This window comes from Corynebacterium sp. LK33 (assembly GCF_014334955.1).
GTDB classification, from domain to species: Bacteria; Actinomycetota; Actinomycetes; order Mycobacteriales; family Mycobacteriaceae; genus Corynebacterium; species Corynebacterium jeikeium_D.
The window spans coordinates 1-21,818 of sequence record NZ_PDGU01000001.1 but is presented as its reverse complement, the minus strand read 5'-3'; the positions used below and the strand labels follow the sequence as shown (position 1 = coordinate 21,818).

The window sequence follows — 21,818 nt, the reverse complement described above, 5'->3', positions numbered from 1 at the left end:
CATGTCCCTGGGCGTCGCCGGCAAGAAAAGAGTTTCCTTATGCCAAAAGTGAGTAACCAGGATTTAGCTCAACGGCGGCACGAAATTCTCGACGGCGCTCGGCAGTGCTTTGCAGAATTCGGCTACGACGGCGCAACGGTCTCTCGTCTGGAGTCCGCTACCGGTAAGTCTCGCGGTGCTATTTTCCATCACTTCGGATCCAAAGAAGGTCTGTTCTTAGCATTGGCCGAAGAAGATGCCGCAAATATGGCGGAAGTCGCGGAGGCTTCCGGCTTAGTGGAAGTAATGCGTGATATCGTGGCGAACCCAGACAAGCATGGCTGGCTGGGAACTCGCCTTGAGATTGCCCGTCGCCTTCGCAGCGATCCGGAGTTTAAGGGCCAATGGTTGGGCCATCAGGATCAATTGGATGACGCTGTTGCCCACCGATTGACCCAGACATCCTCATCCGGCTCCCTACGGTCGGATTATTCGGTTCGCACGATGCAGCTTTTTCTCGAGCTGATGCTCGATGGCATCATCGTTCGTCTGGCATCTGGTCGCACTGTCGACGAATTGGATTCCGTGCTTGATTTAGTTGAAGACAGCTTACGGCGCAAGGACTAGCCACTCAGGCTAGGCCTGATAGCGTTACGTACCACCCGCTCCCCTAATACGGGAGCGGGTTTCGGCTTTCTGCCGTGCATTTACCCCGTTTGACCGGTGACAATGCATAGATTTCACCCAATATGGACTAAGCTGTCTATTTATGAGTGTGGGTAAGTTTTTGTTGGTGGCGCTCCGCCCCGCAGATGGTGCGGGGCAAGCCGAGTACCAGGACTTTCTGGATTCCACCGGGCTTGAGCCCAGCCAGTTGGATCTGTTTACCATCGACGCTGTCGGCGCTAAGTTGCCCGACCTGACCTCCTATGACGGCGTATTCGTCGGAGGCAGCCCATTTAACATCACCGACCTTGAGCATTCGGGGCTGCAGAAGTATTCGCACGATGTGCTTTACGACGTACTTAGGAGTCCTGTCCCCGCACTGCTTATCTGCTACGGCGCTAGCTACACGGCCTTTACTTCGGGCGGTTTGGTTAACCTGCGTCACGGCGAAGTAGCGGGTTCTACCCGGGTAGAGCTCACCGAAGCTGCCACTCAGGATCCAATAGCTTCGGTGTTGCCTCCGGTTTTTTATGCGTTGACTGGCCACAAGGAATCCGTTGCGGAACTTCCAAATCACGCGACTTTGCTTGCCACAGGCCCAACCTGTCCGGTGCAGATGTACTCGATCGGATCGAATAACTGGGTTACCCAATTTCATCCGGAGATGAATGCCAACGGACTGCTCCGCAGAATGTCTTTCTACACCGACGTCGGTTACTTTGACCCGGAGGAAGTCGATGCGATTCGACTAAAGGTATCTGATGTGGACCTCCAGGCCGTCTCGTCAATCATCCCCCGATTTATGCACGTATGTACGCATGCAGCCAATCCGAGCCTGCTAGTGGTGCAGTAGTCTCCGTCCCCCTCTAGCTCCCTTTTTCACGAAATTTGTTCCCGCAAATGTCTACCTCCGCCAAGCCCTTCCTCTTGCTTTCCACACGCGGCGAAGATGCCGCAGCTCACGCTGAACATCTCTCATTTGCCAGGAGGTGTGCATTGGCGCCGGCAAAGTTGCATCAAATTCGCCTGGAACAGTCTCGTCCGGGGAATCTGAATCTAGATAACTACTCGGGCGTAATCGTTGGCGGAGGTCCCTTTAACGCCTCTGATGACGATAAGAGCTATCTACAGAAGGAAGTCGAAACCTGGTTCGAGGATTTGTTGGCAGAAGTGCTCGAACGAGACTTCCCCTTCTTCGGAGCTTGTTATGGCGTCGGCCTGCTCGGTACTGCTGGCCATGGCCGTGTCTCCCGCAAGCACGGGGAGCAGGCAGCTGTAATCGAAGTAGCTGCAACTCCAGATGGCGAATCAGATCCAATTCTTGATGGTTTACCGGCCCACTTTCACGCCATCGTCGGCCACAAGGAGGCCATCGAAGAACTGCCTGGCGACGCTACGTTGTTGGCAACTGGAAAGGACTGCCCCGTACAGATGTTTCGGTTGGGCCGCAATGCATATGCGACGCAGTTTCACCCGGAATTAGATGCCAACACGTTTGCCCAGCGTCTCCAGATTTACGCAAATGAGGGCTACTATTTACCAGGAACAGATCTTGAAGCGGTGTCGGCCGCGCGACAGTTGGATGTTGCTCGAAGTGGGCGTATTCTTCAGAATTTCGCTCGGCTTCATACCGCATGTAGAGACTAATTAGTTTTATCTAGTGGCAATAAGCAAAAGGAATGTGATTGTCGCATGGAGAGGTGGAATCCCGATTCGGCACTTGCCGGACAGTCACCATCAATTGAAATGTCTGTGCTGCGATCCGGCGCGATTATTATTGCCGTCACCGGCTTTTTGTGGCAGGTTGAATCGGCTGTTCGTTCTGTCCCCTTTGAAAACTTTCTGAGCCACTGGTTCCCTTTTGCATCACTGCTCATATTCATTCTCAGCGATATGTTGCTGATTTGGGCTGTGATTAATAATACGCGGCGAGGCCTTATTACCGCACTGCGTGTGCCGATGTACATCATGTTGGTTTTCCTGATGTTGGTTTCAACCTATTGGGATCTCCCTCATAACGTCGTTGGAAATGCGCTCTGGTATAGCCCATTTTCAGGTTTAGCCCTCGCTGCATTTGCTCTGACAGTGCCACTCCACATCAGTTTGTCCGTGATGGTATTTGTTCCCGGACTTATTGCGGTCATTAATTCGTGGTTGCTGGGACACACTTTTTGGCTCGACATGTTGTCGGATGTCGGATTCAATCTCATCAACACTTTTCCATTTGTGATTATTGCGGGCTCTGCACAACCCGTCGCAAGGCTTATTGACTTCACCTACGAGAACTCTCGAAAGGTGAATGAGAGAGCGGAGCGTATGCGTGTCCGCGGCGAGGCGATGAGCAGCTTCAACGCCTATGTCCATGACTATGTATTGGCCGCATTGTCTGCAATTGGTAAGGGCTCTAAGATTGACTTCTCGCTAGACGAGCAGACTGGGCTGTTTTTCTCGCCTCGGCAAACAGTAAGCGGTAGAACTTTTGCTGAGGCTGTACGGGCGCAATTGATGTCGGTGAGCCCCGACATTTCGGTAACGCTAGACACCAGCGAAGAAGGCGGTCCAGTTCGGCTGCCAGGAGAAGTTGCTAACACGTTCCTATTAGCCGCAACCGAGGTGGCAAATAATGCCAAGCGTCACGCAGGTGCCGCAGCGGAAAAGAAATGCCACATTCGTGTTGCCTCGGGAGAGGTGTCCATTGATTTTCGTGACGATGGCACCGGGTTCGACCCCGAGGGAATTGACCCGCATCGTGCAGGTATCCGGTTGAGCGTTAAAGGGCGAATGGAGGCCCTTCGCGGTGGAGATGCTCTCGTTAATTCAAAGCCTGGGAAAGGTACTCAGGTTATTCTCAAATGGCACGGTAATACCTCTCCTGTGGAAGAGGAAGATGTAGTCGATTCCTCCGCTCACACGACATCGCTGTATGACCTCATGGGAATGTCAATTGTTTTTTCCTGGCAGTTCTACGGCGCGATTGTCGGCGTGTTGTTCATGGTTCTAGTCAGTAATGGACAATTATTTACCGTGGCCGGGCAAATCAGTCTGGCATTAGCGATCGGCCTTCTCGGGCTGATTATGTATGGCCGCCATTCACAATTGCCGTTAGCCCGTGCAATCGTAACTGGTGTCGCGATCGTTGTATTAGCTGTGGTGGGGCTCTACCAGCCCATTCCAAATAATTTGGAATGGTCGTATTTCTGGCACTTTAGCTTAATTTCTTTTGCATCTGCATTGCTCGCCATCCGCGGCCGCCCCTGGGTTGCGCTGAATTCAGTGCTCGGTGGCGCGATCATGGTGGAGCTTCTCAAGTTCTTCCCCTTTGCCCCCTCGGATACGACCCACATCAGTATCTCTGGAGTTGACCTGTTAGTTCGCTCCGTGATGTTGGTCGCGGGAATTTTGACGTCCATCATGGTCCGCTTTTTTATGCGCACCGTTCCGCAGTCTATTCAGGATTATAATCGTGCGCTGTACGCTGCCGGGGCCGCCAAAGAGTACGAAATTAGCAGCCAGAGTAACTACGAATGGTTGCAGCGCCGGGTCGGCCCCATTTTTAGCGCCGCTGCAGTTTTGGAAGAACCGACCCCGCGACTGCAGTTGCGTGCGCGGCTTACAGAGCAGCTTCTCCGAGACGTCCTACGTTCGCCGCATCTAAATGTTGGGTCCCTTCACCAAGCTGTTTGGGACGCCCGCGCAAGAGGTGTTCATGTCCGGCTCCTCGATGACCGCAATCACACGCAGGCCGTTTCCGATAGCACCGATGTGCGCCGTATTCCGCTTGTCGACGACGATTCCGCGGTGGCCAAGTTGATGCCGAACTTCCTCGAAGCAATCGATAACGCCGAAGAAGGATCGGTAACAATTCGCCTATTGCCCCCGGGCAGACGTGCATTTGCATCTATTTCTGATGACAATGGAGTGCAAAGGTTTGATGAAGCCGGTGAGAGGATAGTGATGTCACGTGACTAGGGAGAATATTGCGGGAATGAGCAATGCTTCCATCGACGTCTCGGCTGCAATTGACTCCGACAACATCGGAGATTACAGCGTGCAGTCGGATCGTTTGCTTCGCGTTGCTGCGATTGATGATCATGCCTTGACTCTGCAGGGGCTCGAAACCCTGCTTTCTGCAGAGCCAGACTTTGAGCTCGTCGGCTGTTATCAAACTGTGCCGGAGCTACTGGCCGATGTGGGCACCGATGACCGCCTGGATGTGGTCGTGCTGGATCTACGGCTGGCGGATAATTCAGATCCAGCGCAGAACGTTCTGTCGCTGGAATTGGTTACCGATCACGTGCTCATCCTCTCGTCAGCTGAAAGCCCATACCTTGTCCGAAAGGCAGTGCGTACCGGAGTGATGGGGGTTGTGCAAAAATCGGAAACCCCGGAGACAATCGTGTCTGCAGTACGGCTGGCGGCACTTGGCAAGGGCGCGCTGACTACAGAATGGGCATCGGTAGTTGACTCTGATCCCCTGCTCGACTCTGTCGATCTGTCAGAACGCCAGCGTGAGGTACTGGAGCTTTACGCCTCCGGTGAGTCGACGAAGCGAGTCGCGTCGATGACAGGGCTGACACCGAACACCGTGTTGGACTACTTGGGTCGTATTCGAGCCAAGTATGCGGCAGCTGGCCGGGCCGAGAACAGCCTTAACAAGTCGGAGATGTATAGGCTCGCTCAGCAGGACGGTTACCTGCCAGGGCCAATGGATCCGTCTTAAGCCAGCTCGACGATTTCCATGTAGTCGTCGCTCCAGAGGTCTTCGGTGCCGTCGGGAAGCACGATGACGCGCTCGGGCTCTAGCGCCTTGACCGCACCTGGATCGTGGGTAACCAGTACGACGGCCCCGGTGTAAGTGCGCAGTGCGTCGAGCACCTGTTCGCGGGACTGAGGGTCGAGGTTGTTAGTGGGCTCGTCGAGAAGCAGGACGTTTGCGCGGGAGCTAACCAGCGTCGCCAGCGCCAGACGTGTCTTCTCACCACCGGAGAGGGTTCCCGCTGGCTGCTGCAGCTTGTCGCCGGAGAACATAAAGGCACCGAGCAGGCTCCGCAGTTCCGGCTCGTTGACGTCAGGGCAGGCGTAGACGGTGTTTTCCCAGACAGTCTTGTCCGGATCAATCGTGTCGTGCTCCTGGGCGAAGTAGCCGATGCGCAGGCCGTGGCCGGAGACAATGCCGCCTTCGCCATCGGTGCGCTCCACACCGGCGAGTAGCTTCAGCAGCGTCGTCTTACCAGCACCATTGAAGCCGAGGACAACCACGCGGGAACCCTTGTCAATCGCAAGATCAACACCGGCGAAGACCTCCAACGAGCCATACATCTTGGTCAGTCCCGTGGCGTTGAGCGGAGTCTTGCCACAGGGGGCCGGCTCTGGGAAGGAAATGTGGGCGACTTTATCCTCGACGCGGACCTCGTCGAGACTGTCCATCATGCGCTCAGCACGAGCCACCATCTGCTTGGCCGCACGAGCCTTCGTCGCCTTCGCGCCTAGCTTCTCGGCCTGCTTGCGCAGTGCGCTGGCCTTCTTCTCCGCGTTAGCGAATTCACGGCGACGTCGAGCCTCATCGGTCGCGCGTGCCGACAGGTAGTTCTTCCAGCCCATGTTGTACACATCAGCTTCGGCGCGCACCGCATCGAGGAACCAGACTTTGTTACACACGGCCTCGAGCAGCTCAACATCGTGCGAAATCATAATCAAGCCGCCCTCATGCTTACTGAGGAATTCGCGCAGCCAGGTAATCGAATCCGCATCGAGGTGGTTCGTCGGCTCGTCGAGAAGCAGCGTCGTGGCGGACTTGCCCGAGCCTTCGGTAGCGGCGAAGAGAATCTGAGCAAGCTCGACGCGGCGGCGCTGACCACCCGAAAGCGTCTTCAGCGGCTGGTCGAGTACGCGCTCCGGCAACCCCAGCGCGTCGCAAATGCGGGCTGCCTCGGCGTTCGCCTCGTAGCCGCCGAGGTCGTGGTAGCGCTCCTCGAGACGCGAAAACTTCCGAATCGCCGCATCGCGCTTCGTGTCGGTGGTCGCGGTCTCCATGATCTCCTGCTGGCGATCCATGCTGCGGCGGATTTGGTCAAGGCCTCGCGCCGACAGCACACGGTCGCGGGCGGAGATGTCGATGTTGCCCTCGCGCGAGTCCTGTGGCAGGTACCCAATCGAGCCAGAGCGCACTACTGAACCGCCGTAGGGTTCAGTTTCACCGGAGAGGATACGCATAGTCGTCGTTTTGCCAGCACCATTTCGCCCGACGAGTCCAATCCGGTCTCCCGGCTGGACGCGCAGCTGCTCACCCGGCGCAGTGAGCAGGGTACGGGCGCCGACTCGGACTTCAAGGTCATGGGTCACAATCACGAACGAGTAGCCTACCAGTTATGACTTCATTTCCCGTGACCGCCTCCGTCGTCGGCCTCGGGCCCGCCGGAAGAATCGCCGCCCACCGCGCATCCGCTCGCGGCTGGGATGTCACCGCTTATGACCCCGCCGGTGGCACACTGCCCTCGACGATCGGCTTGTGGTGCGACCAACTCCCCGACTGGTTGCCCAGCGACTTCCTCGCCGCCACTTTTCAACCCAGCGCCATTCTTGCCGACGGCACCGAACGTCAGCTCACCCGCAACTACGGCGTTGTTAACAAGGACTGCCTGCAAGAACTTGGCGGTTTCCACATAGAACGCCGCGCACTCACCGATTCCGAAACCACGGGTACTGACATCACAATTGTCACCACCGGGCGCACGCACGCCGCAGTCGGGCGAGGTGGGCAGGTACGGCAGCTCGCCATCGGGCACATCTTTTCGCTTGACGACGTCCCCAGCGACCACCGCCGCGCAGTCCTCATGGACTTCACTCCGGCTGAACCGGTTGACCCAGCGACAGAGCCGGCTAGTTTCTCCTATCGCATTTTCTTGGATGACAGGACCTTCCTCATTGAAGAGACCATTCTCGCTACTCCGATTCCTATGATTGGCGGCTATCTCGGCGAAGCTGGTGCTGCAGTCCGGATCGGCGGTGAGGCCGATGACTCCGCACTTTTAGCGCTGTTGCGTAGACGCCAAAGTGCACGGTTGAAGTCCCTGGGGCTTTCGGAAGATCTGGCCATCGATGAAGAAGTGGTGTCCTTTCCCCTACTGGCAAACTTTCCCTCTCGCCGCGGTGACGTGACGCACAGTGGACCATCCATGGGCGCCCTCTTCGGCTTTGCTGGTGGTTGGATGCATCCTGCCACTGGCTACTCGGTGGGTTCGGTTATCGAAGATGTCGACCGCTTCTTGGCCGATATGGAAAAGAAGGAAAGCCGGACGCTGGGGACGTCGCTAAGCATGCGATTGCAGCGATGGCTACGCGAACGTGGGCTCGCGGCGTTGCTGGGGTTCGATGCACGACAGACGGGTGCGTTTTTTCGGGCGTTCTTTTCGTTGCCGGAGAAGGACGTGTTTGCCTATTTGATAGGGACATCCCCACTGACGACGCTTCGCGCTATGGCGAAAGTGGCCGTGCCTTTGCTGAAAATGAGTCCGCGTACGTGCGGAAAGCTCATCGCTGGGTTTGTGCGGGGACCTGGGAGATGGAGAACTCGTTGACCGAGAGCATATACATCAGCCGATTTGTGGGGTGATACCAACAATTGAAGCGGTGTGGTTTTTGCATTCACCGGAGTACAAACGCTTATGATAAATGAATGACTTCGACGCAATCTGAGGAGACTTCCTCACAAAACCATAAGCTTCAGCGCAGGCTGAGAGCTCGCCACCTGAACATGATTGCCATTGGTGGTGCCATTGGTACGGGCCTGTTTGTTGCCTCCGGTGCGACCATTTCGCAGGCCGGTCCAGGCGGTGCGCTCATCGCTTACGCTCTTATCGGCATCATGGTGTGGCTGGTTATGCAGTCTCTCGGCGAGATGGCCGCTTACCTGCCGGTGCCCGGTTCCTTCCAGGAGTACGGTCGCCGATACGTCTCAGAATCCTTCGGCTTTGCCATGGGCTGGAACTACTGGTTTAACTGGGCGATTACTGTGGCCGCAGAGCTCGTCGCTGCTGCACTGGTGATGCGCTATTGGGTCCCGGATGTGCCTTCAATCGTCTGGTCCGCGCTCTTCCTCGCGATTCTATTTGGGCTGAACGCCCTGTCCGCACGTGCATTCGGCGAGGGTGAGTTCTGGTTTGCGACCATCAAGGTCATTACCGTCATCGTCTTCCTCGTTCTTGGTGTCGGCATGATTTTCGGCATCTTGGGTGGCTCCTCCCCCGGCTTCGAAAACTGGACCACGGGCGACGCCCCATTCGTCAATGGCGGAATGGGACTGTTGGCTGTCTTCGTTGTAGCTGGATACTCCTTCCAGGGCACCGAGATGGTTGGCGTAGCAGCAGGTGAGGCTGAAGATCCTGAGCGTACGATTCCCCGCGCGATTCGCACTATCTTCTGGCGTATCCTGCTGTTCTACATCGGTGCCATCGCTGTTATTGGTTTCCTTATTGCGTACACGGACCCGAATCTTCTGAACGCCGCCGAGGACAACATTTCCATTTCACCGTTCACCCTGGTCTTTGAACGCGCAGGTATCGCGATCGCCGCTGGCCTGATGAACGCTGTCATTCTGACTTCGGTCTTATCCGCGGGTAACTCCGGTATGTATGTGTCCACTCGTATGCTGTTTTCCCTGGCCCGCCAGGGACACGCTCCGCGTTACTTCGGCAAGCTTTCCGGGCACGGCGTTCCGCTGCGCGCTCTGATTGCCACCGCTGTCATCGGTATGGCTGGCTTCATTACTTCATTGGTAGGCGATGGTGTGGCGTACACGTTCTTGCTGACGCTCTCTGCGCTCGCGGGCTTTATCACCTGGTTTGGTATCTCTTTCAGCCACTACCGCTTCCGCAAGTGTCTGAAGGCCCAAAATATCCCGTTGGATTCGCTTCCCTACAAGGCGAACTTTTTCCCCGCCGGTGCTGTGCTGGCACTGATTATGTGCTTCTTTGTGGTGGCCGGACAGGCACTTGATCCGATCCGTACTGGCGAGAATATCTTCGCTATCCTCACTCCGTACCTGGGTATTCCGGTATTCGTCCTGCTGTGGTTCATCCATAAGAAGGTCACGGGCTCCAAGCTCGTTGACCCGGCCACCGCAGACATGAGTCGCGAATAGGTGCGAATGGCTGTGAATAGCTGCGAGTAGCTATGCATCTCGCATCTAACTCTCACGACTTGGATTAGCAGTCGAAGACAATAGCGACCCCGCTTGGCACTTTTCAGTGTCAGGTGGGGTCGTTTTTAACTCCGAGTCGGACAGCTTGAAAAAATTGCGGGGATGCTCGTGTGAATACGGGCTGCAGATGTGAAACTGTGCAAGTTTATGACGCTTTCAGGCCATTTTTTGAGCCATTTTTGACATAAATGCAGTCAGTAACTCGCATCGCCCTACCGATCCCGGCCATAAACGCAGTCAGCAACTCAAAAAACAAACGAAAAAGTGCCTAGCTGAACGAGCCAGGAGCTCGTCGCCAAGCACTTTTAACGTAGCGGTTCTCTAATCACCGCTGTCACTGATCATCTAGACCGAGAAGCCGAGAGCGCGCATCTGCTCGCGGCCGTCCTCAGTAATCATGTGTGGGCCCCATGCCGGGGACCAGACCCAGTTGAGGCGGAAGTCGCGGATACCCTCGACCTTCATAACCTCGGAGGCAGTCTGGTCGGTGAGCATATCGGTCAGCGGGCAGGCCGGGGACGTGAGTGTCATGAAGATAGCGGCAATGTCGCCTTCTTCAATCCAGATGTCATATACCAGGCCCAGGTCCACGACGTTGACTCCGAGTTCGGGGTCAACAACCTCGTACATTGCCTCTTCAACCTGGATGGCCAGCTTGTTATCGGCTTCGGTCTGCTCCGGTGCCGGCGGGACGGTGATGGACTCGTACGCATCCCCCTCATCAATCGGAGCACCAGTGGTCATGGTGTCCTCGTCGACAGCATCAGGCTGTGCGGGTGAGGTGGCGTCATTAGCGATTGGTTCAGTCATGGCGATGGCCTTCCTCGTCATCGGTAACGGTTACAGTCGCGGTACCAACGCCGTTGCCTTCAGCGGCGTTGGCCAGAGCCTCAGCGGTCGCGGCCTGGAAAGCCTTCCAACCGAGAAGAGCGCACTTCACGCGGGCGGGGTACTTAGAAACACCAGCGAAGGCAATCCCATCGCCGATAAGGTCCTCATCGCCCTCAATCTTGCCTCGGGAGGTGACCATCTTCTCGAACTCGGCAAGCTTGGCCATGGCCTCGTCGACAGTCTTGCCGACAATCTCCTCAGCCATAACTGAGGTGGAGGCTTGCGAGATAGAACAGCCCACGGCGTCATAGGAGACGTCATTGACGACGGTGAGGTCGTCGTTCAGAGTGACGCGAAGCGTGAGTTCATCGCCACACGACGGGTTGACGTGATGCACTTCCGTATTGAAAGGCTCCCGCAAACCCGCATGCTGCGGATGCTTGTAGTGATCCAGGATAACTTCCTGGTACATCTGCTCGAGCTTCATGTCCTTCTCCTTTCTTAAAGTTACGGGGTGACACCGAAGAACTTCTGTGCATGGCGCACTGCGTCGGCAAGCGCCTGAACGTCCTCTTCCGTGTTGTAGATGTAGAAGGATGCCCGGGCGGTCGACTGGGCGTTGAGGATTTGGTGAATTGGCCACGCACAATGGTGACCGACGCGGATGCACACGCCCTGGTCGTCTAAAACCTGGCCAAGATCATGCGGGTGAATGCCCTCGACCTTGAAAGAGACTGCAGAGCCACGCTGTTCTGGAGTAGTCGGACCGATGATGGTCACGCCATCAATTTCCTGCAGCTTCTCCAGTGCGAGCGCGGTCAGGTGGTGCTCATGAGCAGCTACCTTATCCATACCGATGGCATCCAGGTACTTCACCGCAGCACCCAGGCCGACGACCTGGGAAGTCATCATGGTACCCGCCTCGAAGCGCTGCGGAGGCGCCGCGAAGGTGGTCTTCTCCATGGTGACGACCTCAATCATCGAGCCACCAGTGAGGAACGGCGGCAGTGCCTCGAGCAGTTCCCGGCGACCGTAGAGCGCACCGACCCCGTTGGGGCCAAGCATCTTGTGGCCGGAGAACGCCAGGAAGTCCACATCGAGATCCTTGACGTCGACAGGCATATGCGGCACCGACTGGCAGGCATCGAGGACTACCAGCGCACCGACCTCGCGTGCACGGCGCACCATCTCTTTCACATCGGTTACTGCACCGGTGACGTTTGACTGATGGGTAAAGGCCACAACCTTGGTCTTCTCGCTGAGCTCCAGCGAGTCCATGTCAATGCGGCCGTCTTCAGTCACACCATACCAACGCAGTGTCGCACCAGTGCGGCGAGCCAGCTCCTGCCACGGCACCAAGTTCGCGTGATGCTCCAGCTCGGTGACGACAATCTCGTCACCTTCGCCGACCTGGTACTGACCTGCGCGGTCGTCGCCAAGCACGAATGCCACTGTGTTCAACGCTTCGGTGGCGTTCTTGGTGAAGACCAGCTCGTCGTAGTCAGCGCCGATGAAGCCAGCGATGGCTTCGCGGGCATCTTCGTAGGCATCCGTGGCCTCCTCAGCGATCTCGTAAGCGCCGCGGTGCACCGGTGCATTGTGATGAGTCAGAAACTCCACCTCAGCATCGATGACCTGCTTGGGGCGCTGCGAGGTCGCTCCGGAGTCCAGGTAGACCAGCCGCTTTCCGTCACGGACAGTGCGCGACAGAATCGGAAAGTCCTCGCGGAGTGATGGGCTGAGTAGTTCGGCGTTAGGCATTGATGTACTTCTCGTAGCCGTGCTCTTCCAGCTCGTCTGCAAGCTCCGGGCCACCGGAGGTGATGAAGCGACCATCGTGGAAGACGTGGACGAAGTCCGGCTTCACGTAGTTCAGGATGCGCTGGTAGTGAGTAATGATCAGAATGCCGCCGTCGTTTTCGTCCTGGTAGCGGTTAATGCCGTCAGAGACAACGCGCAGAGCGTCGACGTCCAGGCCGGAGTCGGTCTCGTCCAGGATGGCGAACTTCGGCTTCAGCAGGTCGAGCTGCAGAATCTCGTGACGCTTCTTCTCGCCACCGGAGAAGCCCTCGTTGACGGAGCGCTCGGAGAACGACGAATCGATCTCCAGGTCAGCCATTGCCTCACGGACCTCCTTGACCCAGTGGCGCAGCTTCGGTGCCTCGCCACGGACAGCGGTCGCTGCAGAGCGCAGGAAGTTGGACATGGACACGCCGGTGACCTCGACCGGGTACTGCATTGCCAGGAAGAGGCCAGCGCGAGCACGCTCGTCGACGCTCATCTCCAGCACGTTTTCGCCGTCGAGGAGAATTTCGCCCTCGGTGACTTCGTAACGCGGGTGACCTGCGATGGTGTAGCTCAGGGTGGACTTACCAGAGCCGTTCGGCCCCATCACAGCGTGGGTTTCGCCGGATTTAATCGTCAGGTTGACGCCCTTCAAAATCTCCTTGGGCTCGGCGGACTCGTCGGTCGGCAGCACCTGCGCGTGGAGGTTACGGATTTCCAAAGTGCTCATAGTGAAATCTTTTCCTTTAATCGGTGTAAGTGGCCTGTCCCCCGGCACTTCCGGGGTGACAGGACGGAAAGGGTGAGAAAGAAGATAAGCGGTTAGAAGCCAGCGGTGTTGAGCTCTTCGTCAACGAGCTTTTCAAGCTTCTCGCGAACGGACTCGACCGGAATCAGGTTGATGACCTCGCTGAAGAAGCCGCGAACCACCAGACGGCGAGCGGCCAGCTCCGGAATACCGCGCGAGAGCAGGTAGAAGAGCTGTTCCTCGTCGAAGCGGCCAACGGTGGCAGCGTGACCAGCACCGGCAATCTCACCGGTTTCAATTTCCAGGTTCGGAACTGCGTCGGCACGCGCGCCTTCGGTGAGCAGCAGGTTGCGGTTGAGCTCGTAGGTGTCGGTGCCCGTAGCTTCTGCACGAATGAGCACGTCTCCCACCCACGCGGTGCGGGCCTCACGATGAGCGACATTCGGCTCGCCCTGCAGCGCGCCCTTGTACATCACGTTGGAGCGGCAGTTCGGCACAGCGTGGTCGACCAGCATGCGGTTTTCAAAGTACTGACCGGCATCGGCGAAGTACACGCCCAGCAGATCGACGTCGCCGCCGGGTGCCGTGAAAGCAACGCGCGGAACGATACGGACAACCTCGCCGCCAAACGTTGCGACAGTGTGGCGCAGCGTAGCATCCCGGCCGACACGAACGTGGTGCGCAGAGCCATGAACGGCATCTTCGTTCCAGTTCACCATGGTCACGACACCCAGCTTGGCGCCGTCGCCGATTACGAACTCGATGTTGTCCGCGAACGTGCCACTGCCTCGGTAGTTAATGACGCAGACGGCCTCGGCGTGAGACTGCACGTCAATGACGATATGGCCGTAGGACACCTTGTCCTCGCCCGGACCATCGATGTCGATGACGACAGGCTCCTTGGACACCGAGTTCTTCGCGAAGGTCACGATGTGCGCATCGTCGAAGTTGGAGTACGCCTGTGCTGCCACGCGATCCGTTGGGGCGCCGGCGCGACCAAGGCGCTCGTCGTCACGCTTGACGACGTCCACAGCGACGCCATCCTGACCAGCAGTCTCGACCGAAATTGAGGCTGCAACCGGCTCTGCTGCGGTGCCGTTGTGGAGACCGCGGAGCTTACGCAGCGGCGTGAACTTCCACTCTTCATCCTTGCCATGCGGCACGGCGAAGTCCTCCACGTTGAAGGATGAGAAAACGTCGCCCTTGTTCGCCAGCACGCGGCGGCTACGAGCAGCCTGGTTTTCGTTGTTAATCGTCGTAGTCATTGGTATTAACCGACCGAACCTTCCATCTGCAGTTCAATGAGGCGGTTGAGCTCGAGGGCGTATTCCATCGGGAGCTCCTTGGCGATGGGCTCGACAAAGCCGCGCACGACCATGGCCATTGCATCTTCTTCCTCGATGCCGCGGCTCATCAGGTAGAAAAGCTGATCGTCAGAGACCTTGGAAACCGTTGCCTCGTGGCCGAGGGTGACGTCGTCCTCGCGGACATCCACGTATGGGTACGTGTCCGAACGTGAAATCGTGTCCACCAGGAGTGCGTCACACTCGACGTTGGAGTGCGAGTGCTTGGCACCCTTGTTGACCTGCACCAGCCCGCGGTAGGCAGCGCGGCCACCGTTGCGGGCCACGGACTTGGACACGATGTTGGAGCTCGTGTGCGGAGCCATGTGCACCATCTTGGCGCCGGTGTCCTGGAACTGGCCCTCGCCAGCCATAGCCACGGACAGCACCTCGCCCTTGGCATGCGGACCGGTCATCCACACTGCCGGGTACTTCATGGTGACCTTGGAACCGATGTTGCCGTCAATCCACTCCATGGTTGCGCCCTCTTCGCACTTGGTGCGCTTGGTAACCAGGTTGTAGACGTTGTTCGACCAGTTCTGGATCGTGGTGTAGCGGCAGCGGCCACCCTTCTTCACGATGATCTCCACAACAGCCGAGTGCAGCGAGTCGGACTTGTAAATCGGAGCGGTACAGCCCTCGACGTAGTGCACGTAGGCATCTTCGTCGACAATAATGAGCGTGCGCTCGAACTGTCCCATGTTTTCCGTGTTGATACGGAAGTATGCCTGCAGTGGGATGTCCACGTGGACGCCCTTCGGCACGTAAATGAAGGAGCCGCCGGACCAGACTGCGGTGTTAAGAGCGGAGAACTTGTTGTCACCGGACGGAATGACGGTGCCGAAGTACTCCTTAAACAGCTCCGGGTGCTCCTTGAGAGCGGTGTCGGTGTCCAGGAAGATAACGCCCTGGGCCTCCAGATCCTCGCGAATCTGGTGGTAGACAACCTCAGACTCGTACTGAGCGGCGACACCTGCGACCAGGCGCTGCTTCTCAGCCTCCGGAATGCCGAGCTTGTCGTAGGTGTTCTTAATATCCTCCGGCAGGTCTTCCCAGGTCTGGGCCTGCTTCTCGGTGGAGCGAACGAAGTACTTAATGTTGTCGAAGTCGATGCCCGACAAATCCGCGCCCCAGGTGGGCAGCGGCTTGCGGTCGAAGATTTCCAAAGCCTTCAAGCGACGTTCAAGCATCCACTCCGGCTCGTTCTTCTTAGCCGAAATATCGCGAACGACCGCTTCAGACAGACCACGCTTCGCGGAAGCGCCAGCGGTATCCGGGTCGTGCCAACCGAACTGGTAGGCACCAATGGACTCGATAATCTCTTCGTCAGTCTGCGGAGTGGCAGCCTTCGTGGATTCAGCCACGTCGGTGGAGTTCTCATGGGCGAGGGTCATTCTCCGCTCCTTTCTTGTGGCGATTCAGTAAGTGTCTTTGTTACGGGAGTGAGTGGGATATTCGTAGTGCAGATACCGTTTCCATCAGCGATAGTCGCCAACGGTTGGGTGTGCTGACCTAATAATTTACTAACGGCTTCATGCTCCGCCGCGCAGAGCTCCGGAAACTCGGAGGCTACGTGGCTAATTGGGCAATGGTGCTGGCAAATTTGCACGCCGCCAGTGTTCTGGTTGATAGTTGCCGCGTACCCGGCCCGTCGGAAAGCATCGACGACGGCCTCTACGACCTCTTCCTTCTCTGCGTCCTGCCCCACTGGGGTGACGCCGAGCAGAATGTCATCAATGCGCTGACGGGCAAACTGGGCAACTGCCTGCTCACCACCGGCCTTGCGCAGTGCGGTCAGAGCTGCACTGGCAAGATCGTCGTAAGCGTGCCCGAATCTAGCGCGGCCCCGATCTGTCAGGCGATAGGACTTTGCTGGCCTGCCTCGGCCCCGGGGGCCGGTGCTGGGTGCCGGAGCGGTTTCGGCAAGACCTTCGTCCACCAGAATGTCAATATGACGGCGGACGCCTGCAGCGGATAGTCCCAGGGTGTCTGCGATAAAAGTCGCGGACGCCGGGTTGTGTTCCAGAAGCAATTGGAGAATGCGCTTGCGCGTATCACCATCATTGACTGTCGGCTTCCGATCTGCCATGACTGGTGAGTCACCTCCTGCGATTGGACTGCTGGATAATAATGGGTGTCTAGGTGGCTCAGCGAGGCAAGTATCCCACTTGCGCCGCTGGTGTATTAGACAACATAATTGTGTCGTAATTGGGCCACAATGTCCAACGCATTTAAATATCAATGCAACGTCGCTGATTAGAACGCCCTTTCGGCGTGTCGAATCGTCTACTATGTGACCTTGTGAAAACTAACCGACCTACCTCGCGCCGCTCGTCCACCTTCGACGACGCTCTCGGGGTGCGTGACGCCATTCCGAAAATTGGTCTGGCCGGTTCTAGGTCGGCAACCCTCCACCAGGGCTCAGAACAGCCGCTCCAACACCGCATCAATTACCGCGAACTCCGACGCTTCACCTGGCTGCGTTGGCTGGGTGCTCTCGGGGCGGTCTTTATTATGGTCGCCGGGATTGGCGCAGGCGCGACACCGGTGGTTGGAAATGAGTTTTGGGGTACACCACTTGGGCTAATCCTCGGTCGAATGTTGGTGGCAACGACAATCGTCACCTTCGTGGGCATTGGCATGTTAGTCACAGCCTGGTTGGGTGTCGGCGCTTTCGTTCTGGCCGGTGCGCGGACTCGCGTCACCGCAGTGACTACTCCGATGCTCATACGCACCTACGCGGCATGGGTATTGCCCTTGATGTTTACCGCTCCCCTGTTTACGCAGGATATCTATTCCTATTTGGCGCAGGCTGCAATTGTGGAGCGGGGTATGGATCCCTACCTCGCAGGGCCTGTTGACCTATTGGGAGCCAACGACCCACTTGCCCGATCGGTGCCATTGATTTGGTCGCACTCTCCGAGCCCATACGGTCCCACGGCCCTCGCAGTGGCATGGGGTATCGCCAAGATAACCAGCGACGGGGTGATCGCTTCCGTCTTTCTGCATCGACTCGTCGCCATTGTTTCGCTTCTCGTGGTGTCCTGGGCGCTGGTGCAGCTTGGTCGCCGCTGCGGCGTTAGCTCTCAGTTCACCCTCTGGCTGGGCACGCTCAATCCGCTGGTATTGCTGCACCTGGTGGGCGGTATCCACAATGAGGCCCTGCTGCTGGCACTCCTGCTTGTTGGTCTCGAACTGTGTCTGCGCGCTATCCACGGCCCTGCGCAATCGATGGTGCCCGATGAGCTGCCAGAACCCGGACCAATCGGACACGAGAACCAAAGCCGAGGTAGATCGTGGGCAATGTATGCAGGCGGTATTGTGCTCATCAGTCTCGCCGGAATGGTCAAAGTCACTGGTTTCGTGGCGCTCGGCTTCGCCGGCATGTGGCTGGCTCGAAAGTTTGGCAGTACCTGGAAGGCCGTTGCTCTTTCCGCGGTAGTGACGGGCGCAATGACCGTCGTCACGGCAGTCGTTGTTTCCTTAGGAACTGGTCTGGGCTTTGGTTGGATCACCGCGCAGGGTGGCGCCGCAACGGTGCGCAGTTGGATGTCGTTGACTACCCTGCTCGGGATCATCGCTGGTTTCTTCGGCAGGCTTCTGGGGCTCGGCGATATCAGCGACAGTGCTTTGCTGTTTACCCGCGGCATTGGCGTAGTGCTGGTGGCTGCCTGGCTCCTGCGCATGCTGTTAGCGACGTTCCGTGGGCGCATTCACCCGCTCGGCGGCTACGGCCTCGCGATGTTCGCTCTAGTAATCCTCTTCCCCGTCGTGCACCCCTGGTACCTGCTATGGGCCATCGTGCCCCTGTCCGCTTGGGCCAACCGGGTACAATTTCGCATTGCCGTGGTTCTGTACTCGGCAATTTTCAGTTTTGTAGTACTACCACGCGGCCTGGGGTTGCCTCCGGGCACCGTCGCTCAGATTTACCTACTGGCGTTGGTATTCTTCGTCGCAGTCATGTTCGTCATCTTGGCGTACTCGACGCGATCTAAGGTATTTCGCCTTCATTAAAACTGTGAGATTAGACTGACTAACCGTGAATAACGCTGCCAATTCTCCTGCTCTGCGCCTTGAGAACGTAACGAAGAAATTCGATGACGTTGAGGCTGTATCAGACCTTTCGCTTTCCCTGGATCGAGGTAGGGTTCTTGCGCTCCTCGGCCCCAACGGTGCTGGTAAGACCACAACCGTTGAAATGTGTGAGGGCTTCATCAAGCCGGATGAAGGGCGAATTCGCATTCTCGATCTCGACCCGGTCGCTCAAACCACAGCACTGCGCAGTCGCATTGGCATCATGCTCCAGGGCGGAGGCGCCTACCCCGGTGTTCGCGTTGGCGAAATGCTGAACCTCGTTGCCAGTTACTCCGCAAACCCGCTGGACACTGATTGGCTTCTTGAAGTCGTTGGCCTAGAACGCCATCGTAAGACGAACTACCGCAGGCTCTCTGGCGGTCAGCAGCAGCGACTGTCGCTCGCATGTGCCCTGGTCGGACGCCCGGAGCTTGTGTTCCTCGACGAGCCGACAGCAGGCCTCGATGCTCAGTCCCGTCTAGCCGTCTGGGATCTCATCTCGTCGCTGCGCCGTGATGGGGTCACCGTGGTCCTGACAACGCACCTCATGGACGAGGCCGAATCGCTTGCCGACGACGTTGCGATTATCGACCGGGGCCATTTAGTTGTGGCCGGTACCACCGAGGAGATCACTAGCGCAGGCGCATCGGCTCTCCAGGGAACGTCGTCAAGCACTGCTATGAAGATCAGCGTTCGAGGCAGCCTTGACTTCGAAGAGGTCAACCGCAACTTCAGCGAGTCCGGTCTTCCACAGCGTCTGCAGCGTTCTGGCGGTGGAGAGTTTTCCCTGATTGGTGAGGCTTCACCGCGCGCCTTGACTGTCTTGGCGCAGAGTTGCGAGCAGCAAGAGGTGTTGATCACCTCGTTGAATAGGGCGACGCAATCGCTTGAAGATGTCTTCTTGCAGATCACTGGAACGGAGATGAGGAGCTAATGACTACCGCACCGAGGGCCGATGCTTCCCGCTTTGCAAAGGGCACTTTCGCCCCAGCGCCACAGCGTTCGGACATGGCGAAGTTGGTCATGTCGCAGGCGTGGTTGGAAACGAAGCTCTTCTGGCGACATGGTGAGCAAATGCTCCTCACCATCATTATCCCGTTGGCGATGCTCATCGGCCTGGTGATGGTGCCGGTGTTGGAGCTCGATGATCCGCTCGAGCGTATCTTCCCCATGGTGCTGGCGATTTCCGTCATGTCTGCAGGGTTTACCGGACAGGCAATTGCCGTGGGCTTTGACCGCCGTTACGGAGCCCTGAAGCGCATCGGCGCCTCAGGCGTGCCACCCTGGGGCATTATCGCAGGAAAGATTGTGTCGGTCTGCACCACCGTCACGTTGCAGTACGTACTGTTTAGTCTCGTGGGGCTCGCCCTTGGCGCAGAGCTGTCGATTGGCGGCTGGCTGCTGGCTTATGTGGGGATGCTTCTGGGAACGTTCGTCTTTACCTCATTGGGCTTGCTCATGGGCGGTACGTTGGGAGCCGAGCTAATCCTAGGTCTGGCCAACCTGATCTGGTTCATCCTCATTGGTGCTACTACGTATGTGGCCGTTGCGCCATCGTTAGATGACATCAGCTCTGAACTGCTACACCTCTTGCCGTCCGTCGCGCTTACCGACGTGATCTCCGCGGCATTGGCCATGTCCGTCCATTGGTCAGCTGTCGGGGTGCTGATTGTGTGGGGTGTCCTTGGCGCTGCACTGGCGGCTCGCTGGTTCCGTTTTGATATGCCGAATGACTAGGAATCTATCGGGGAGTCTGCATAGAAAAGCGCAGCCCAACGCAGGGGTTTCGCTTATTACCATTTTCCGCCAGCATGGGTAGAATTTCTTAATGTGAATACTGCAGATCGAAGTTTGCCCCTATCGTTTTTGCCGCTGACACCAATCGGGCGCCAGAAGCTCTATGCCCTGCTGGTTTTGATTGCACAGGCGGCAATTGCGGTAACCGGTTCTATCGTCCGTGTTACTGGTTCAGGTCTCGGTTGTGCTTCGTGGCCTGAATGTCACCCAGGCAGCTTCGTTCCTGTCGCGGGGGAAGCAGAAATGCTCCATCAGATTATTGAGTTTGGCAACCGGCTGCTCACCTTTGTGCTGGTTGCTCTGACACTTCTGCTCTTTCTTTCGGTTATGCGTGTCGGTCGCCGTCAGGAAATCAAGTTGCTGGCCTTCCTCAACGGTCTCGGCGTTATCGTCCAGGCTGTTATCGGCGGTATCTCCGTTTGGGTTGACCTGAAGTGGTACGCCGTAGCGCTGCACTTCCTGCCTTCGATGATTCTGGTCTGGCTCGCTGGCATGCTTTTCGTCAAGATTTCTGAGCCTGACGACGGCACTGCTACCCGCATGTACCCGCGCTATCTGCGCTATCTGGCTGCCGCCTCCGGCTTGGCCCTGACGATGACGCTGATTACCGGAACTATGGTCACCGGTGCCGGACCACACGCTGGAGATGCTTCGGTGCTCCCGGAGGATCGCCTCCAGCTACCGATTGTTGACCTGGCGCATATCCACGCTGGTTTTATGTACCTCTACCTTGGCCTGGTTATCGGCCTCATTTTCGGTCTGCTGGCCTCGGAAGCCTTTGCACCTGTGCGTAAGGTTGCCATCGCACTCGTTGTGTTCATTTTGGCTCAGGGCGTAGTTGGAATGATTCAGTATTGGTCCGGTGTACCGGAGGCATTGGTGCCGGTTCACGTTGCCGGATCTGGTATCTGCACCGCTTTGACTGCAGTACTTTTCCAGCACGGTTACCGCACTGTCGGTGGGAGCGCAGAAGTCACTGGCTCGCTTGAAGGCGATGCGGCTGCCGCCACTGTTGCTTCGGAGAAGAACGTCGAGGTTACCGCGTAGCTAGCTGCCGGTCAGCGGCTGTATTAACCACTGTGGTTACCGGCTGTTGATTCCTGCTTGAACCGCCTAAACACGCGCTTTGGTTGTGCGTGTTTAGGCGGTTCTGCTGTCTGCTCGGCTCCGTGTGCTCGGATGTGCGTTTCCCAGTGGCTAGCGGGCTGCGCGGGCGGTGCGGGCTGCGCGGGCGGTGCAAGGGGGCGGTCTGCCCACCTATCGATCCGAGTTACTGACTATGTTTATGACAGAAATCGCGCGAAAAATTGCCTGAAAGTGGCATAAACTCGCACAGTTTCACGTTTGCAGCCCGTGCCCATCTCCACACACAAAAAGAGGCCCTTCCCGCAACCGG

Annotated in this window: 19 protein-coding genes; 11 read left to right on the top strand and 8 right to left on the bottom strand. The window is 57.4% G+C overall.

The window, feature by feature from the left end; translation table 11 throughout:
- Positions 1-39 precede the first annotated feature (39 nt).
- The 5 genes from CRD20_RS00095 (at position 40) to CRD20_RS00075 (ending at position 5,365) form a co-directional block, all read left to right on the top strand.
- On the top strand, positions 40-606 hold the full coding sequence (locus CRD20_RS00095; RefSeq protein ID WP_016422763.1) for a TetR/AcrR family transcriptional regulator: 567 nt from the start codon (positions 40-42) through the stop codon (positions 604-606).
- 142 nt (positions 607-748) lie between these two features.
- Positions 749-1,498, top strand: coding sequence for a glutamine amidotransferase (locus CRD20_RS00090; protein ID WP_070438429.1), 750 nt, complete (start codon positions 749-751; stop codon positions 1,496-1,498).
- A gap of 47 nt (positions 1,499-1,545) precedes the next feature.
- Positions 1,546-2,292 (top strand): glutamine amidotransferase, encoded by a 747-nt coding sequence (locus CRD20_RS00085; protein WP_083229260.1) that lies wholly within the window; start codon positions 1,546-1,548, stop codon positions 2,290-2,292.
- Positions 2,293-2,337: 45 nt separating this feature from the next.
- Entirely contained in the window at positions 2,338-4,614 is a 2,277-nt protein-coding gene (locus tag CRD20_RS00080; protein ID WP_070858598.1) for a sensor histidine kinase, read from the top strand.
- The gene (locus CRD20_RS00075; protein WP_224433497.1) at positions 4,607-5,365 is read left to right on the top strand and encodes a response regulator transcription factor; all 759 of its coding nucleotides are present in this window, start codon (positions 4,607-4,609) and stop codon (positions 5,363-5,365) included. Before CRD20_RS00080 ends, CRD20_RS00075 begins: the two co-directional genes overlap by 8 nt.
- Here CRD20_RS00075 and CRD20_RS00070 read toward each other — a convergent pair.
- The gene (locus CRD20_RS00070) at positions 5,362-6,993 is read right to left on the bottom strand and encodes an ABC-F family ATP-binding cassette domain-containing protein (protein ID WP_038625400.1); all 1,632 of its coding nucleotides are present in this window, start codon (positions 6,991-6,993) and stop codon (positions 5,362-5,364) included. The two genes, CRD20_RS00075 and CRD20_RS00070, sit on opposite strands and share 4 nt — an antisense overlap.
- A gap of 20 nt (positions 6,994-7,013) precedes the next feature.
- Between CRD20_RS00070 and CRD20_RS00065 the strand changes: the two genes are divergently transcribed.
- Both CRD20_RS00065 and CRD20_RS00060 read left to right on the top strand, forming a co-directional pair.
- Positions 7,014-8,222, top strand: a complete 1,209-nt coding sequence (locus CRD20_RS00065; RefSeq protein WP_187404615.1) for a lycopene cyclase family protein — start codon at positions 7,014-7,016, stop codon at positions 8,220-8,222.
- A gap of 98 nt (positions 8,223-8,320) precedes the next feature.
- Positions 8,321-9,784, top strand: a complete 1,464-nt coding sequence (locus CRD20_RS00060) for an amino acid permease (protein ID WP_187404614.1) — start codon at positions 8,321-8,323, stop codon at positions 9,782-9,784.
- A gap of 405 nt (positions 9,785-10,189) precedes the next feature.
- On the opposite strand, the gene CRD20_RS00055 is transcribed toward CRD20_RS00060, so the two are convergent.
- From CRD20_RS00055 to CRD20_RS00025, 7 genes are all read right to left on the bottom strand, one after another.
- On the bottom strand, positions 10,190-10,654 hold the full coding sequence (locus tag CRD20_RS00055; RefSeq protein ID WP_016422755.1) for a metal-sulfur cluster assembly factor: 465 nt from the start codon (positions 10,652-10,654) through the stop codon (positions 10,190-10,192).
- Positions 10,647-11,162: a Fe-S cluster assembly sulfur transfer protein SufU gene (gene sufU, locus CRD20_RS00050; protein WP_070567113.1), complete on the bottom strand. Its 516-nt coding sequence runs from the start codon at positions 11,160-11,162 to the stop codon at positions 10,647-10,649. The genes CRD20_RS00055 and sufU overlap by 8 nt, the downstream gene beginning before the upstream one ends.
- Positions 11,163-11,182: 20 nt before the next feature.
- Entirely contained in the window at positions 11,183-12,436 is a 1,254-nt protein-coding gene (locus tag CRD20_RS00045) for a cysteine desulfurase (RefSeq protein ID WP_187404613.1), read from the bottom strand.
- On the bottom strand, positions 12,429-13,190 hold the full coding sequence (sufC, locus tag CRD20_RS00040; protein ID WP_049190726.1) for a Fe-S cluster assembly ATPase SufC: 762 nt from the start codon (positions 13,188-13,190) through the stop codon (positions 12,429-12,431). Before sufC ends, CRD20_RS00045 begins: the two co-directional genes overlap by 8 nt.
- Before the next feature lie 92 nt (positions 13,191-13,282).
- Positions 13,283-14,473, bottom strand: a complete 1,191-nt coding sequence (sufD, locus tag CRD20_RS00035) for a Fe-S cluster assembly protein SufD (RefSeq protein WP_187404612.1) — start codon at positions 14,471-14,473, stop codon at positions 13,283-13,285.
- A 5-nt stretch (positions 14,474-14,478) separates the two neighbouring features.
- Complete coding sequence (gene sufB / locus CRD20_RS00030) at positions 14,479-15,945, bottom strand: Fe-S cluster assembly protein SufB (protein WP_016422750.1); 1,467 nt, start codon at positions 15,943-15,945, stop codon at positions 14,479-14,481.
- Positions 15,942-16,640, bottom strand: a complete 699-nt coding sequence (locus CRD20_RS00025; protein ID WP_048734176.1) for a metalloregulator ArsR/SmtB family transcription factor — start codon at positions 16,638-16,640, stop codon at positions 15,942-15,944. Before CRD20_RS00025 ends, sufB begins: the two co-directional genes overlap by 4 nt.
- Positions 16,641-16,825: 185 nt before the next feature.
- On the opposite strand from CRD20_RS00025, the gene mptB reads away from it, so the two are divergent.
- The 4 genes from mptB (at position 16,826) to CRD20_RS00005 (ending at position 21,469) form a co-directional block, all read left to right on the top strand.
- Positions 16,826-18,565, top strand: a complete 1,740-nt coding sequence (mptB, locus tag CRD20_RS00020; protein ID WP_069359565.1) for a polyprenol phosphomannose-dependent alpha 1,6 mannosyltransferase MptB — start codon at positions 16,826-16,828, stop codon at positions 18,563-18,565.
- A 25-nt stretch (positions 18,566-18,590) separates the two neighbouring features.
- Positions 18,591-19,559 carry an ABC transporter ATP-binding protein gene (locus CRD20_RS00015; RefSeq protein WP_049193479.1) on the top strand — a complete coding sequence of 323 codons (969 nt, stop codon included), beginning with the start codon at positions 18,591-18,593 and terminating at the stop codon, positions 19,557-19,559.
- Complete coding sequence (locus tag CRD20_RS00010; RefSeq protein ID WP_187404611.1) at positions 19,559-20,362, top strand: ABC transporter permease; 804 nt, start codon at positions 19,559-19,561, stop codon at positions 20,360-20,362. Before CRD20_RS00015 ends, CRD20_RS00010 begins: the two co-directional genes overlap by 1 nt.
- A gap of 93 nt (positions 20,363-20,455) precedes the next feature.
- Positions 20,456-21,469, top strand: coding sequence for a heme A synthase (locus tag CRD20_RS00005; RefSeq protein ID WP_016422745.1), 1,014 nt, complete (start codon positions 20,456-20,458; stop codon positions 21,467-21,469).
- Positions 21,470-21,818 lie beyond the last annotated feature (349 nt).

Excerpts from the sequence above, each read along its gene's own strand:
- CRD20_RS00095 (WP_016422763.1), top strand. The coding sequence starts at position 40 with ATGCCAAAAGTGAGTAACCAGGATTTAGCTCAACGGCGGCACGAAATT.
- CRD20_RS00090 (WP_070438429.1), top strand. The coding sequence starts at position 749 with ATGAGTGTGGGTAAGTTTTTGTTGGTGGCGCTCCGCCCCGCAGATGGT.
- CRD20_RS00085 (WP_083229260.1), top strand. The coding sequence starts at position 1,546 with ATGTCTACCTCCGCCAAGCCCTTCCTCTTGCTTTCCACACGCGGCGAA.
- CRD20_RS00080 (WP_070858598.1), top strand. The coding sequence starts at position 2,338 with ATGGAGAGGTGGAATCCCGATTCGGCACTTGCCGGACAGTCACCATCA.
- CRD20_RS00065 (WP_187404615.1), top strand. The coding sequence starts at position 7,014 with ATGACTTCATTTCCCGTGACCGCCTCCGTCGTCGGCCTCGGGCCCGCC.
- CRD20_RS00060 (WP_187404614.1), top strand. The coding sequence starts at position 8,321 with ATGACTTCGACGCAATCTGAGGAGACTTCCTCACAAAACCATAAGCTT.
- CRD20_RS00055 (WP_016422755.1), bottom strand. The coding sequence starts at position 10,654 with ATGACTGAACCAATCGCTAATGACGCCACCTCACCCGCACAGCCTGAT.
- sufU (WP_070567113.1), bottom strand. The coding sequence starts at position 11,162 with ATGAAGCTCGAGCAGATGTACCAGGAAGTTATCCTGGATCACTACAAG.
- CRD20_RS00045 (WP_187404613.1), bottom strand. The coding sequence starts at position 12,436 with ATGCCTAACGCCGAACTACTCAGCCCATCACTCCGCGAGGACTTTCCG.
- sufC (WP_049190726.1), bottom strand. The coding sequence starts at position 13,190 with ATGAGCACTTTGGAAATCCGTAACCTCCACGCGCAGGTGCTGCCGACC.
- sufD (WP_187404612.1), bottom strand. The coding sequence starts at position 14,473 with ATGACTACGACGATTAACAACGAAAACCAGGCTGCTCGTAGCCGCCGC.
- sufB (WP_016422750.1), bottom strand. The coding sequence starts at position 15,945 with ATGACCCTCGCCCATGAGAACTCCACCGACGTGGCTGAATCCACGAAG.
- CRD20_RS00025 (WP_048734176.1), bottom strand. The coding sequence starts at position 16,640 with ATGGCAGATCGGAAGCCGACAGTCAATGATGGTGATACGCGCAAGCGC.
- CRD20_RS00010 (WP_187404611.1), top strand. The coding sequence starts at position 19,559 with ATGACTACCGCACCGAGGGCCGATGCTTCCCGCTTTGCAAAGGGCACT.